Below are 13,842 nucleotides of genomic sequence, written 5' to 3'. Positions count from 1 at the left end.
ATCAACGTTATGAAAAACAATATGAAAAAGTCAATCGTAGCTTTCGCTGTCGTAGGGATGACGCTTACAGGGGCCGCCGGTGTTTACGCCGGAACGCAAATGCAAAAGATCAACGCTTACCTGAACCATCAAATCAGCATTCAAGTCGATGGCAAAACCTATGCTCCCGTTGATGGGCAAGGCCGCCAGTTAGCGCCAATCACTTATAACGGCTCAACGTACTTGCCGGTACGGGCGTTGGCGGACGTGTTGAAGGTTCCGGTAAACTATGACGCCAAAAACAATCGGGTGCAAATCGGCGGCAAATCGCCGGAAACCCCGGCAGCTCCGGACACTAACATAAGCTTAATCTCAGCGGCTTACACGAAAGCACAACTGGAGGAGATCAGGAAGGCTTTCGCCAAGTTCGAATCGTTTGAAACGCCATACGCACCCCAACAAATGAGCCAGGGAGACACCTTCAAGATGGTGGGCGCCTCGGAGGACGGCGTAAATCTGATCTTTAATCATATGACAGTTACGGTATCTCCGCGGGATTACGCATATGGGTACGAGGGAAAGACGATCACCCTATCGAACGGTGTGAAAGCCAAATGGTATACACCATCCGAAACCCCGATGCTTTCCTTCCAGTTGGACGACCGCTTTGTTACGCTAAGCTCGCCGGACGGCAAATTAAGCAACACACAGCTGGAGAAGGTCGCTGTCACCGTGGCGAAATTGAAATAAAAAAAGAAACCAGCACGATATGAAAAAGGTACTCGATAAGAGTAAGGGATCTCGGGAGGTCTGTTGGAGCAGGGGTAAACCCTGCTTTGACGGACCTCTTTTGATTTGGCGGAAGCGTCCGAAAATCGGCATTTACTTCCAACTGGTTTCTAGCCTAATATGGGGGTATTGGAGGTGTCGTTGATGGGAGAAGAGAACTTGGGTGAGTTATTTATGAAAATAACGCTCCATCGCATGTGGGACCTGTATCTGCCCAAGTTGCGGGAAGCCCTAAGCATCGCAAGCCAAGAGGTGTTGTGGACGGAGCCCTACCCCTCAGGCAATTCGGTTGGTGGCATTGTCTTGCATGTGACCGAACACATCGCCAGAAGCAGTTTGCGGCTGCAGCAGCGCAACGATCAATTACAGCCGAATTTTGAGCGGTATTTTCCGGACGGGGATCAAAACGGAGAGCAGTTGATCGAGCTTTTCGAAGAGGAGCTTGAGGCGTGGAAGAGCTTACTGCTTGAACGTCTTCACCAGGGGACCGGAATCGATTCGGAGCAAATGCATCAGCTGTATCACGTGGTCGAACATACCGGCTATCATCTTGGGCAAATCATCGACCGGGTGCAATCGGGAACTGGAAAGAGGTTCTCCTTTGCCCAAAACGGGTTAAACGAAGCGTATTTACGTCGCCAAATCGAGGAGGACAAGTAGGATGAGCAGAGCAATTGAAGGCTTGGAACGGTTGCTGATGGAGCTTACGAGTACAGTTAGCGGGATCGAAGAGGCACGGTTTGTTCATAAACCGTCACCGGAAAAGTGGTCGAAGCTGGAAATTCTCGGGCACTTGTGCGACTCGGCGGCCAATAACCACGTGCGGTTTACGCGAATTTTAACGACGGATGAGCCGGTGACGATTGAGGGGTACGTTCAGGATGAATGGGTGAAGCGTCACGGATATCAGCAGCATTACAGTCGCGAGGAGATGCTTTCCGCTTGGAACCAACTCAACGGGTTAATTTTGAACGTGTTGCGGAGTGCCGCCGGGTCGGATTGGGAGAAACAGTGCTTCCTTAGCGATGGCACCTCGCTGACCCTCGAAGAATTGCTAGAAGATTATATCCGGCATGCGGAGCATCATCTCGGACAAATCCGCGAAGTTCGGTAAGGGCATTAAACTAGGAGAGTCCCTATCATTTTCCCGCTTCCTTGTTTATATTAGAAACACAACCATGTAGAAAAAGAGAGGAAAACAGCGATGCCTGAGAACTTAACGACCGAGGAACCCCCTTACGGCCAACGGCGTTTGACCTTGCAGGCGGACTGCGAGCATTGCTTTGGCTTGTGCTGCGCCGCTCTGCCTTTCGCCGCTTCAGTGGACTTCGCTGCGGATAAAGCGGCTGGACAGCCCTGCGGACATTTACGGGAGGATTTCCGCTGCGGGATTCATGACGGTCTGCGGGCCCAAGGCTATCGGGGGTGTACCGTTTATGACTGCTTCGGCGCAGGACAACGGGTGTCTCAGGTCACTTTCGGCGGGGTGAACTGGCGCGAGGCGCCGGGATCGGCTAAGCCGATGTTTGACGTGTTTCCGGTGATGTGGCAACTGTACGAATTGCTTTGGTATCTAGATGAGGCGTTGAGTCTGCCTCAAGTGAGCCATTTGCATGAACGTCTGCGGAAAACCTATGACGAAACGGAACGGTTAACATATGCCGATGTGGACGGCTTGATCGGCTGTGATCCGGCAGCTCATCGCGCGAAAGTGAACGAGCTGCTGCTGGAGGTGAGCGAGTGTGTACGGGCCGAAGCTCTGCGGAAGGCGGGATCCGCTCCTGAACGCCGCCGAAGCTTTGGACGCGGCGCCGACTTGATTGGCGCCAAGCTCCGGGGTGCTGATTTGCGAGGCGCTCTTTTAAGAGGTGCCTATCTAATTGCCGCCGATTTACGGGGGGCGGACCTCCGCGGGGCAGACATGATCGGCGCTGACCTGCGAGATGCCGATGTGAGAGGTGCGGATCTATCGCAGAGCCTGTTCCTGACGCAGGCCCAGGTCAATGCCGCCAAAGGGGATGCCGCCACCAAGTTACCTCCCCTCCTCAAACGGCCTTTCCACTGGGAAGGAGCTTCGGGGAGGAATCAAGCTTGATCCATGATTATCGGGAAAGGGTCAACCAGGTCTGCAAGTATATTGACGCGCATTTGGATTATAAGCTCAGCTTGGATCAATTGGCGGAATTGTCCCACTTCTCCAAATATCACTTTTCGCGGATTTTCACCTCGGTGACGGGGGATACGCCGTTTGCGTATATCTCCAAGCAGCGGTTAGCCCGGGCGGCCGCTTATTTGCGGGATACCGATCTACACGTACTGGAGATTTCGCTGCGCTGCGGGTTTGAATCCGCTTCGAACTTTAATGCGGCATTCAAGAAGCACTTTGGCCATACGCCAACCGAGATGCGCGTGAAGGCGAAGGCTCGGCAGGACCGCAAGATTTCGCAATCGGTCCGCAATCCGGAGGAAGCCGGTCCCGCGCCAAACCCTTATGATCAAACTGTAAAACACAGTTTATTGAGGAGGGTTTGGCAAATGCAAGCAACCATTGAAGAGCTTCCCTTGATGGAAGTAGCCTACGTGAGGCAGGTTGGTAGTTATCTGGAAACTTATCGAGCTTGGGCCAAGTTAGGGATGTGGGCTGCGCAGCATGGATGGTTTCCGCCGGAGCAATCCTTTATCGGGATCTCCTTGGACGATCCGGCGGTGACCGAGGAGGAGGTATGCCGGTACGATGCTTGCGTAACCGTACCGAATACGCTAAGCCGAGCGGATGCCCCGCCGGAGATCCAGTTCCAGACATTGCCTGGAGGTCGATATGCCAAGTTTTACTTTTACGATACAACGGATAAACTGGCACTTCTGTACCAAAGTATCTTCGGGAACTGGTTGCCGGACAGCGAATACGACCCGGACGACCGGTATTGCCTGGAGTTCTGCATGAACGATCCGGCGCTGGATCCACAGGGGAAGGCCAAGGTCGACTTATACATTCCGATCAAAGCAAGGGCGTGAGAGGAGATAAGTTATTTAAATCCGATCCGCAATCAAATTAGGCAACAGGAGGAGCCCCATGACTTACACGCACATTTTATTCGACGCGGACGATACGTTATACGATTACCCCAAGGCGGAAAACCACGCCTTAAACCAAACGCTAACAGAGGCAGGTATCCCCTGCACCGATGAGGTGATGAAAGCCTACCAAGCGATTAACCAGCAGCTGTGGCGTGATTTGGAGCAAGGCCTTGTGACGCAGGCCGCACTGCGGACGGAGCGGTTCGCCCGGCTGGTGCAGCAGCTCGGCTTAACGCCCCGCGTCCAAGTGGAGGAGATCAGCGAGCGTTATTTGGAGCTGCTTGGCGAAGGCATTTTTCTGATCGATGGGGCCTATGAGCTCTGCCGGGACTTGAATGAAGCCGGGTTCCACCTGGCAATCATCACGAACGGCATCAAGAAGGTGCAGACGAGCCGAATTGCCGGATCGGAATTAGCGGAGATGTTTGAGGCCGTGATCGTGTCCGAGGACACGGGGTATCAGAAGCCGCATCCGGGGATTTTTGACTATGCGTTTGATGCACTGGGGCTTCAGCAGACGGACAAAAGCCGAGTGTTGATCGTGGGAGATTCGCTGACCTCTGACATGAAAGGCGGCCTTAATTACGGTATCGACACCTGCTGGTTTAATCCGTTTCATCGCCCGAATACACTGGATCTGCGGCCGACTTACGAGATTCACCGATTGGCGGAGGTCAAGGAGCTGGCTGGCGGCGAGGCCGGCCCGCACGATAAGGACGGAGGAGGTGGAAGGTGAGTATGACCGCTGTACTTCCCGGACTATTGTTATTATTTTATATCGTTATGGCCGGCTTGGCATTGTACGCTCTGATCCTATTTATTAAGCTGGCCCACCGGGGGATCGAAGCGTTGGATATTTATCTCCGGGACAAAAGAGGAAGGTAATTCGAAATCGCAAAACCAAGGAGGGGCTGGAGCGTGGACGTTCGGATCGCACCCATTTTACCGACTCAAAGCTCGCTGTTTTTTAATTTATTTCAGCTGTACTTGCATGATTTATCGGCGTTTACCGGCGAGGAACCGGGGGAAGACGGGCGATTTGATCTAGCGAACACTTACCTTTACTTGGAGCGGGAAGAGCTGCATCCTTATTTCATCTATTGTTCGGGAAAAGTGGCCGGCTTCATCCTGATTTGCGCACCGCCGTTTGTGCCCGAGGAGATCGACTTTACGGTGCAGGAGATGTTCGTGCTTCCTAAATATCGAGGAGGAAAAACGGCAGAGACAGCCGTCTTCGAAATACTGCGGCGCTTGAAGGGCCAAATCCGGGTGGAGCAGCTGCAGAATAACGCCGTTGCCGTAGCTTTCTGGAAGAAAATTTACCGGCTGCAAGGAATCTCTTTCGTCGAGACGATCGAACGCGTGGAAATCGAGGGGTTGCCCGGGCTCCACGAGGTTCTGGCTCAAACTTTTTCATTGTAAACGAACGCGAATACTCGAAACGGTCTGAAATTAGGTATAATGAGAAGACCAACGTAAGACCCGGCCCCAGGAAGCAATGATCGGCGGCCGGGCATTTTTTTAATGAGGGGGAGAGACATGGCACATCTTTTTCACGCGGATCGCGTTAAGTATCATCAGAAGCAATCGCCCGTACCGGAATTCGCTTGGCACACCAGCGAACGATTGGCGGAGCTGGCCGGCTCCAAGCAATTAGTCTTCGATATCCGCTCGCTGGATCCGGGGAAGTACTCTTATCCTTATCATTTTCACCGCAATGCCGAGGAAATCTTCGTTATCCTGGAGGGGAGCGCGTTGCTCCGTACCCCGGAAGGGCAGCAGGAATTGCACTCCGGAGACATCGTGTTTTTCGAAATGGGCCCCTCGGGAGCGCACCAGCTGTTTAATCATACGGAGCAGCCGTGCAAGTACCTGGATATCCGCACGAATATGGGGCTGGATGTGGCCGAATATCCCGACTCGGGGAAAATCAACATTTTGCCCTACCAGGAAATTTACGAAAGCGAAAGCCAAGCGGATTATTTCAAAGGTGAAAGCCAGGTCGCGGAAAAATGGGCGGCGAAGAGTGATGGTACCGAATGAAAGGGCCGCAGCGTTATATAAGAAAATGGGTTTTGAAATCGAAGGGGTTAAACGAAATTCCATTCGGATGGATGGGAAATACGTTGATGAATATTATATGGGTAAAATTTTTGAAGCCTAATCCTTAAAAGGAGGCGGAAGCATGATTCAGTGTCCTTGGTGCGGAGAACGGGTTATTTTGGTCGGAGATATTTGTCCCGAATGCCGACATGAGGTGTTGCCGGAGCATCTGGAAGGGTTACCCGGGCCGGAACCGGGCGATTCCACTGAACCCCCTCGGGTGATGGATTATTTTGATTTGGAAGAGGTGCTGCAGCGCCGTTTCAAATGCAGGAAGTGCGGGCACCGGGAAGCCGCGGTTAAAGAAGTGGCGCTGACCGGCGCCGGATTAAGCAAACTGATGGATATCCAGCACAATCATTACTTGTTCGTCTCCTGCCTGCATTGCGGTCATGTGGAAATCTACGATCCGGAGGTACTTCGGGGACAGCCGTCAGGCAAATTCTCGACGATCTTGGATCTATTATTTGGAGGCTAACGATGAAACGAACGGATGTCGTCTATCTGTTGATTCCCGATGAGACCAGAACCAAAGTGCTCATGGTGCAAAATGAAAACGAAACTTGGACGCTGCCGGGAGGGGCCGTGGAGCCCGGCGAAACGCTGCAGATGGCGGCGATCCGCGAAGGGAAGGAAGAAACGGGGCTGGATGTGAAGGTGTACGGGGTGGTGGCCGTGAATGAATTCGTACATCTGGACAATGAAGAACATGTCATCCTGCTGACATTCCGGGCGGAAATTGCCGGGGGCGAGCCGAAGATCTCCCGTCCGGATGAAATTTTGGACATCGCCTGGGTGGAATTGAGTCGTGCTGACGAGCTCATGCCGTACTACCCCGAAGGAATAAGCGGAGTCGTGTCCAAAGGGGTGGAGGTTACGTATTTTGATGAAGGGCGGATATAAAGACAAGGATACGTGGGACAGCCTGCTTTCCCCGCCGTATCCATATCTTTGTTCCGCTAATCCTCCATTAAGTATCTAACGAAGCGGCCTTCCGCCGGCTGAAGCGCAGCTGGATCACGAGGAACAGCAGGGCGATCAGCAACGGGTAAAGCATAGCCCAGCCGGTAAACGGGAAGACGATGGCCGTAGCCGCAAACGAAATCCAACTGAGCACGACGCCGATGCGGCTGCCTTTCAGGAGCCGGATTCCGGCAGCGCAGCCGCCCATGTACGTCAGAATAAAGGTCGCGTTTGGAAACTGGATCAGTGTACTAAGAGATACTGTCCCGGTTCCGTAAAGCAGCATGACCGCCGCAAAGCAGAACATCAGGAACAAAAGCGATCCGGTTGGCGTATGAAACCGAGGGGACAATCCGTTCCACCATTTCGGGGCATTTCCTTCACGGGACATGGCGTAAGCCACCCGCGCCGCAGCCCCGGTATAAGCGATGATTCCGGCCATGCAAATAAACAGCCCGGTGATTCCCGCGACAATGCCGCCCCATGCACCCAGCGGCTGGCTGATGATCCAGACCATGGATGATTCCGAGCCGCCTTTCAGGTAGCTTTGCGTGCCCACCGTGGCCAATGCGGACAGAAAATATAAGATCCCTACGATAATCGCAGCGGCGGTCACTCCTTTGATCGCCGCTTTTTGCGGATCCTTAAACTCCTCGGACATGTGCGATACCGCCTCCCAGCCGATGAAGCACCAGAACAGCATGGAAGCGGCCTGACCTACGCTGAACCAGCCATGCGGCATAAACGGGGTAAAATGGATGCTTTCCATCCGCGGCAGCGCGGCCCCAAACGCGAAGATCAATACAGAGGCGATAGCGATGACGACGGCGATCTGGATTTTGCCGGCAAGCTGCATGCCAATCCAGTTCGTCAACAAACCGGCGGCCAGCATCGCCGCGGCAACGGCGAGCTTGGCTCCTTCTCCCCAGCCCAGAGCAGCGGTCAAATACCCGGCGCCGGTTAAGGCGGCAACCGGGGCACCAATCGGCACCGACATCAGGAAAAACCAGCCGACGAGCGTCCCCGCCTTCTTCCCATAAGCTAATGTGACGAAGTGGGACACGCCTCCGGCATTCGGATATTTGGCTGACAGGAGTCCCATCGATAACGCCATCGGCAAGATCAACATCGTCATGAATCCCCATGCGAGCAGGGAGGCCGGTCCGGCCATCTCCGCCGCCAGCCCGGGCACAATCAATACGCCGGACCCCAGCACGGCGCCGATGTATAAAGCGATGGCCTGCGGCAGGCCAATCCCCTTTTGAAGTTTACCGCTTGTTTCTTTCATGAAAAGATTCCTGCTTTCATTGTGTTTTTTTCTAGCGTATCAGATAATAGATCCATAGGAAAAACAGAATTATCGAATTCGATCCATTCGAATTTCCGATGGAAGAAGAAGGTGGACTTATGGAATCTCGTCATCTGTTTACGTTTCTCGTGGTAGTCGAGGCCGGCAGCTTTACCCGGGCTGCTCAGCAGCTGGATTATGCGCAGTCCAGCGTAACGGCGCAAATTCAGGCGCTGGAAGCGGAAATCGGCTTGCCGTTATTCGACCGCATCGGCAGGAGGATCGTCTTAACCGACGCGGGTCGTCGGTTGCTTCCTTATGCCCAGGAAATCGCCAAGATCCACGATATGGCCAAAAACGCGTTGCACCCGGAAGCCGAAATGGCCGGATCCCTCAAGATCGGCGCGCCGGAATCGCTAGCCGCGTTTCGTCTGCCGGAGGTGATTCGTCATTACCGGCAGCGTTATCCCCAGGTGCAGATCGTACTGAAGCCTGGTCAATGTTGGGAATTAAGGGATCTGGTGCGTTCGGGAGAACTGGACGTTGCTTTCCTGCTGCAGCCGGAAGTGGAGGATCGGGATTTGAACATCGAAACGCTGATTCATGAACCGATGGCGTTGGTCGCTCCGGCCGACCATCCGTTAAGCCGGGAAGCGGAGGTCGTTCCGGCCCAACTGAAGGAGCAGACGATCCTGCACACGGAAAGCGGCTGCTCGTATCGAACCTTGTTCGAGCATTACCTGAACCGTCACGGCGTTTTTCCCGATCCGAATTTGGAGTTCTGGAGCATCGAAGCGATTAAGCAGTGTGTGATGTCCGGATTGGGAATCTCTTTCCTGCCGTTGATTAGCGTGCGCAGCGAACTGGCAGAAGGCAAGCTGGTGAAGCTGAACTGGAATGACGAATCCCAGCGGGTCGCCACGCAGTTGGCATTACATCGCAAGAAATGGCGCTCCCCTGCCTTGGATCAATTTGTCTCGATGGTTCGGATCCAAGCGGAACGATGGCGTGAAGAATCTGCTATATAGCCTAGACTCCGGTTTATGCAACATAATTTCGTTAATTTTCGCCAATACTCCCTATAGTTTACTAGTGTATTAGGGAGGTATGGCTTATGGGCAACGGCAAGGCTGGCGAAAAAGGGATCTCGACGTTCCATTTAACGATGCTGGCGCTGGGGACGGTTGTGGGGGGTTCATTTTTCCTCGGTTCAGGGGTGGCGATCAAAGCGGCGGGTCCCAGCATTTTGTTTTCATATATATTGGGCGGTTTGCTGGTTTACGTCATTCTTTATGCCCTCTCGGAAATGACAGCGGCCGATCCGGTTCCGGGCTCTTTCCGCACCTATGCGGAACGGAGCTTTGGACGCGGCGTTGGCTTTATCACCGGTTGGGTGTATTGGGTTGGCTTGATTCTGGCGATGTCCAGCGAATCGATTGCCGCATCGACGTTTCTGCGGGAATGGTTTCCGAACTTCCCGCAGGTCGTCATGGGCATGCTCATCATTGTGGGAATCACGCTGCTTAACTTGCTTGGTGCCGACTACCTGAGCAAGCTGGAAAGCGGCCTGGCCGCGGTCAAGCTGCTGGCGATCGTCGGTTTTATCGTAATCGGATTGGCCCTGATCGCGGGCTGGGTTCCCGGAACTCCGGCCGCAGGCACGGGCGAGCTGCGAGGTGAAGCGTGGTTTCCCGGCGGAATAGCGGGGATTGCGGGCAGTATGCTCATTGTGATCTTCACGTACGCCGGCTTTGAGGTGATCGGCTTGGCCGCTTCCGAGGTCGAGAACCCGAAGAAGACGATTCCCCGGGCCATTAATATGACCTTGATCAGTCTCGTCTCCCTTTATATCGCCGCCATCGCCGTGATTCTTATGTTGTATCCTACACAGGGGATGATCGCGGATCAGAGCCCGTTAGTGTTGGCGTTGACCCGCTGGGGGATGGGCTGGGCCGGGACGCTGATCAATATCGTGATGATTACAGCGATTCTATCCACCATGCTGGCCTCGACGTTTGGCCTTGCGCGGATGCTGCGTTCGCTGGCGGCGGAAGGCCACGCCCCCGCATGGCTTAAAGACCGGCAGGATATCCCTTATAAGGGCATTCTGTGCTCCGGGGCCGCGATGCTGTTCGGCTTGGCGATGGGTTACCTGCTCCCTCAGCAGGTGTACCTCTTCCTGGTCAGCTGCGGCGGATTTTCGCTTTTGTTTTCTTACTTTATTATTTTGGCTTCCCACTATCGCTGGCGGCGGATAACACCTTGTTCCCCGGAGGCCGCTTGTCAGCTTCCGGGTTATCCCTATACGTCCTGGGCCGGGCTGATCGGTATGGTCGCCATCATCGTGAGCATGCCCTTTATTTCCGGACAGGGCACCGGCCTGGTGGTTGGATTAAGTCTGGTTGCCCTACTCGCCGGGATCTATTGGCTCAAAGAGCGACGGACACGGGCAACGGCTCGATCAACCCCAAGAGGTGGCCCCGCGCCGTTAATGGAAGCGGCCGAGGAGATGACCGGTATCCGCGAAGATCAGAAGGTGGAGAATGCGCCCGATTCGTTTTCCGTGACGAAAGAAAAAAACTAGCCGGGTGCACCTCCTTCTTGTGAAAGACCTGTTCCGATTTGTCTCGGAATAGGTCTTTTTTGTAGTTTTGTTCCAGCCTCCCGCGTAGTAGAATGGGATAAAATGCCGGAAAAGGAGTGGTTCAGGAATGGAAGCGCTGCAACTCGAAGATTTTATCGGGTATCGTTTTCTGTCGGCCGTTCAACTCTCGCCGAACGGAAGTTATGCCGCATATGGCGTGAAAACGAGCAATTCAGAGAAAAAGGAGTATCTCTCCGATTTGTGGATTACCGCAGTCCGGGACGGTCAAACCCGACAATACACGGGAATGGGGGATGTCGGCTCATTTCGATGGCTGGATGATGAGACGTTGTTTATCCAGGCGGACAGGGAGCATTCCGACAAAGAGCTGCATCCGCTGGAGCCACAAACCCATTTTTATACTCTCCGGCTTGATGGCGGTGAAGCGCTCAAGGCGTTTACTCTGCCGCTTCGGGTGACTGAGATATTGCCGTTGAACGGTAACCGCTGGGCGGTGCGCGCCATCTATGACAATACCTACCCGACCCTGACAGGGCAAACGGAGGAGGAGAAGGACCAGGCACGGAAAAACTTTGACGAAGAGCAGGACTACACGGTTATGGACGAAATTCCGTTCTGGCAAAACGGTGCCGGGATCACCAACAAGAAGCGCAGCCGGGTTTACTTGTACGATGCGACGGACGGAAGCTTGACGCCGCTGAGCAGTTCTTATTTCGACGTATCTCTGATGAAGGTCAATCAGGCTCAAACACAATTGATGTACATAGGGGTGGATTACACCGACAAAATGGGGCTGACGGATTCCCTCTGGACAGTAGATCTTGGTACGGGCCAGGCGCACGAACGGATTGCGGCCGGCACTTATCAGTTTCGGACAGCTGAATATGTGGGAGAGGATATCGTCTTCGTTGCCTCGGAGCGCCGGAAATATACGATTAATGAAAATCCGACATTCTCGCGGTTGGATTCGCAAGGGAGGATTACCCGGTTTGCCGATCCGGACCTGTCCGTTGGGAATACGGTAGGAACAGATTGCCGCTTGGGCGAAGGCCGCTGGTTCATGGCGGAGGAGGACGGCGTCTACTGCATTGTGACCGATCAGGCGTGTTCCCGCCTCTGCAAAATCACTTACGACGGCCGTATTGAGTTCCTCAGCCAAGCCGAAGGTTCCATGGATGTCTTAGCTAAGCACATGGAGACCGTGGTGTTCATTGGGATGCGGGAGCAGCGCCTGCAAGAGCTGTATCGGCTGGACTTGTCTTCCGGAGAGGAGACCCCGCTTACGAATTTCAATGATCAGGTTCTGAATGGAAAATACGTTGCGGTCCCACAGCCGCTGAGCTTCGCCAACAAGGACGGCGTGGAGATCGATGGCTGGGTGCTGCTGCCAAAGGATTATGATGCGGGACGAACTTATCCGGCGATCTTGAACATTCATGGCGGACCAAAAACCGTTTATGGAACCGTGTTCTCCCATGAAATGCAGCTGTGGGCCAATGAAGGTTACTTCGTGTTCTTCAGCAACCCGCGGGGTGGGGATGGTCGCGGGGACGATTTTGCCGATATCCGGGGGCGTTACGGAACGGTGGACTACGACGATCTGATGGAATTTACCGACCGGGTGCTAGAGACGTACCCGGCGATCGACCGGCAGCGGCTGGGCGTTACCGGCGGCAGCTACGGCGGATTTATGACGAATTGGATCATTGGACATACCTCGCGGTTTACCGCCGCCGTCTCACAGCGCTCCATCTCCAATTGGATTTCGATGTGCTGTACCACCGATATCGGCTACTATTTTGCCGTGGATCAAACCGCATCAACGCCTTGGGACGGGGGGGAGCGCATGTGGGAACAGTCTCCGCTGAAGTACGCGGACCGCGTGCAGACTCCCACACTGTTTCTCCATTCCGATGAAGATTTCCGCTGCTGGCAGGTGGAGGCGCTGCAAATGTTTACCGCTTTGAAAATGCACGGCGTGGCGTCGCGGCTATGCCTGTTCAAAGGCGAAAACCACGAGCTGTCGCGCTCAGGCAAACCGGTGCACCGGATTCGACGGCTGAAGGAGATTTCGGCCTGGTTTACTAGTTATTTGCAGCCATCGAAGTAACCTGGATCGCTTAGCTCTTCGGCCGATTCGCGAGATTTGGCATGGAAGGAACCGGCCGATGGTGGTAAAGTAAACGGAGCATGTCTACTGGAAGTCTTTACCCCAGAAGGAGCCCGTGATCATGGATTTGTCCGTTCTTATCTTGCTTGGAATTGTCGTTATCTTCGTCGCCGGATTTACTCAAGGGCTGACGAGTTTTGGTTTTGCGCTGATTGCGACGCCGATCCTGGGTCAGATCCTCCCGCTGCAGCAAACCGTACCGATCGTCGTGATTTTGAGCTTGTGCACCAATGGGGTCGTCTTGGCAAGCTGCTACAAATCCGCCGATATTCGCAAAATCTGGCTTCTGATCCTTGCCAGCCTAGTGGCAGCACCGCTGGGTACGTACCTCCTGCTGTTTCTGAGCGGGGACATCTTAAAGCTAGCGACGGGGACGCTGATCATCCTCGTCGCCGCGCTGCAGCTGGCGGGCAAGACGTTTCCAGTCAAGCGGGACAGGTTAGCCTACCTGCCGGTCGGCGCGGCAAGTGGGCTGCTGAACGGCAGCATCTCGATGAGCGGACCGCCGGTCGCTTTGTTTTTATCGAATCAAGGGGTAGGCAAGGAGACGTTTCGGGCCAATATTTCGGTGTACGGGATCTTCCTGAACATCGTGACGATCTTGACCTATCTGTACGGGGGATTGCTGACCTCGGAGACGCTTCATTATACGGCGTGGTTTGTGCCTAGCATGCTGATCGGCGTGTTCATCGGTATCCGTGCACTGAAGAAGCTCAACGAGCAGCGGTTTAAGCGAATCGCCCTGTGGCTGATCGTCCTGTCCGGACTGTGGACGATCATCGGCGTTGTGATGGGGTAAGTCGGGAGGGAGCTCGCCCAGATAAGATGTTGTGACAGATTTGAGCAGGTGAAAGTGCGAGACATTAA

At 54.2% G+C, this 13,842-nt stretch carries 17 protein-coding genes; 16 read left to right on the top strand and 1 reads right to left on the bottom strand.

What is annotated here, in order from left to right; genetic code table 11:
- Window positions 1-9: 9 nt before the first annotated feature.
- The 12 genes from BN3277_RS19330 (at window position 10) to BN3277_RS19285 (ending at window position 6,852) form a co-directional block, all read left to right on the top strand.
- The gene (locus tag BN3277_RS19330) at window positions 10-729 is read left to right on the top strand and encodes a stalk domain-containing protein (protein WP_059045538.1); all 720 of its coding nucleotides are present in this window, start codon (window positions 10-12) and stop codon (window positions 727-729) included.
- A 183-nt stretch (window positions 730-912) separates the two neighbouring features.
- Window positions 913-1,428: a hypothetical protein gene (locus tag BN3277_RS19325; RefSeq protein WP_059045537.1), complete on the top strand. Its 516-nt coding sequence runs from the start codon at window positions 913-915 to the stop codon at window positions 1,426-1,428.
- A 1-nt stretch (window position 1,429) separates the two neighbouring features.
- A complete protein-coding gene (locus BN3277_RS19320) occupies window positions 1,430-1,882 on the top strand; it encodes a DinB family protein (protein ID WP_059045535.1) in 453 nt (150 codons plus the stop codon).
- 90 nt (window positions 1,883-1,972) lie between these two features.
- Window positions 1,973-2,863: a pentapeptide repeat-containing protein gene (locus BN3277_RS19315; RefSeq protein ID WP_059045533.1), complete on the top strand. Its 891-nt coding sequence runs from the start codon at window positions 1,973-1,975 to the stop codon at window positions 2,861-2,863.
- Window positions 2,860-3,783, top strand: coding sequence for an AraC family transcriptional regulator (locus tag BN3277_RS19310; protein WP_059045531.1), 924 nt, complete (start codon window positions 2,860-2,862; stop codon window positions 3,781-3,783). The genes BN3277_RS19315 and BN3277_RS19310 overlap by 4 nt, the downstream gene beginning before the upstream one ends.
- A gap of 58 nt (window positions 3,784-3,841) precedes the next feature.
- The gene (locus tag BN3277_RS19305) at window positions 3,842-4,582 is read left to right on the top strand and encodes a YjjG family noncanonical pyrimidine nucleotidase (protein WP_059045529.1); all 741 of its coding nucleotides are present in this window, start codon (window positions 3,842-3,844) and stop codon (window positions 4,580-4,582) included.
- On the top strand, window positions 4,579-4,731 hold the full coding sequence (locus BN3277_RS25595) for a hypothetical protein (RefSeq protein WP_157688735.1): 153 nt from the start codon (window positions 4,579-4,581) through the stop codon (window positions 4,729-4,731). Before BN3277_RS19305 ends, BN3277_RS25595 begins: the two co-directional genes overlap by 4 nt.
- A gap of 33 nt (window positions 4,732-4,764) precedes the next feature.
- Window positions 4,765-5,268, top strand: coding sequence for a GNAT family N-acetyltransferase (locus BN3277_RS19300; RefSeq protein WP_059045527.1), 504 nt, complete (start codon window positions 4,765-4,767; stop codon window positions 5,266-5,268).
- 117 nt (window positions 5,269-5,385) lie between these two features.
- Window positions 5,386-5,889, top strand: a complete 504-nt coding sequence (locus BN3277_RS19295) for a cupin domain-containing protein (protein ID WP_059045526.1) — start codon at window positions 5,386-5,388, stop codon at window positions 5,887-5,889.
- The gene (locus tag BN3277_RS26135) at window positions 5,876-6,010 is read left to right on the top strand and encodes a GNAT family N-acetyltransferase (RefSeq protein WP_392396641.1); all 135 of its coding nucleotides are present in this window, start codon (window positions 5,876-5,878) and stop codon (window positions 6,008-6,010) included. The genes BN3277_RS19295 and BN3277_RS26135 overlap by 14 nt, the downstream gene beginning before the upstream one ends.
- Window positions 6,011-6,031: 21 nt before the next feature.
- A complete protein-coding gene (locus tag BN3277_RS26325; protein WP_187380107.1) occupies window positions 6,032-6,427 on the top strand; it encodes a zinc ribbon domain-containing protein in 396 nt (131 codons plus the stop codon).
- A gap of 2 nt (window positions 6,428-6,429) precedes the next feature.
- Entirely contained in the window at window positions 6,430-6,852 is a 423-nt protein-coding gene (locus BN3277_RS19285; protein WP_059045524.1) for an NUDIX hydrolase, read from the top strand.
- 67 nt (window positions 6,853-6,919) lie between these two features.
- Here BN3277_RS19285 and BN3277_RS19280 read toward each other — a convergent pair whose 3' ends face one another.
- Window positions 6,920-8,200 carry an amino acid permease gene (locus tag BN3277_RS19280; RefSeq protein ID WP_059045522.1) on the bottom strand — a complete coding sequence of 427 codons (1,281 nt, stop codon included), beginning with the start codon at window positions 8,198-8,200 and terminating at the stop codon, window positions 6,920-6,922.
- A 119-nt stretch (window positions 8,201-8,319) separates the two neighbouring features.
- Between BN3277_RS19280 and BN3277_RS19275 the strand changes: the two genes are divergently transcribed.
- The 4 genes from BN3277_RS19275 to BN3277_RS19260 all read left to right on the top strand — a co-directional run bounded on the left by BN3277_RS19275 (window position 8,320) and on the right by BN3277_RS19260 (window position 13,774).
- Window positions 8,320-9,228 carry a LysR family transcriptional regulator gene (locus tag BN3277_RS19275; protein ID WP_059045520.1) on the top strand — a complete coding sequence of 303 codons (909 nt, stop codon included), beginning with the start codon at window positions 8,320-8,322 and terminating at the stop codon, window positions 9,226-9,228.
- Between the two features lie 86 nt (window positions 9,229-9,314).
- Window positions 9,315-10,784, top strand: coding sequence for an amino acid permease (locus BN3277_RS19270; RefSeq protein ID WP_059045518.1), 1,470 nt, complete (start codon window positions 9,315-9,317; stop codon window positions 10,782-10,784).
- A 127-nt stretch (window positions 10,785-10,911) separates the two neighbouring features.
- The gene (locus tag BN3277_RS19265) at window positions 10,912-12,915 is read left to right on the top strand and encodes an alpha/beta hydrolase family protein (protein ID WP_059045516.1); all 2,004 of its coding nucleotides are present in this window, start codon (window positions 10,912-10,914) and stop codon (window positions 12,913-12,915) included.
- 121 nt (window positions 12,916-13,036) lie between these two features.
- A complete protein-coding gene (locus BN3277_RS19260) occupies window positions 13,037-13,774 on the top strand; it encodes a sulfite exporter TauE/SafE family protein (protein WP_059045514.1) in 738 nt (245 codons plus the stop codon).
- Window positions 13,775-13,842 lie beyond the last annotated feature (68 nt).

It is taken from the genome of Paenibacillus rubinfantis, assembly GCF_001486505.1.
GTDB lineage: Bacteria > Bacillota > Bacilli > Paenibacillales > Paenibacillaceae > Fontibacillus > Fontibacillus rubinfantis.
This window is presented reverse-complemented; position numbering and strand designations above follow the sequence as displayed.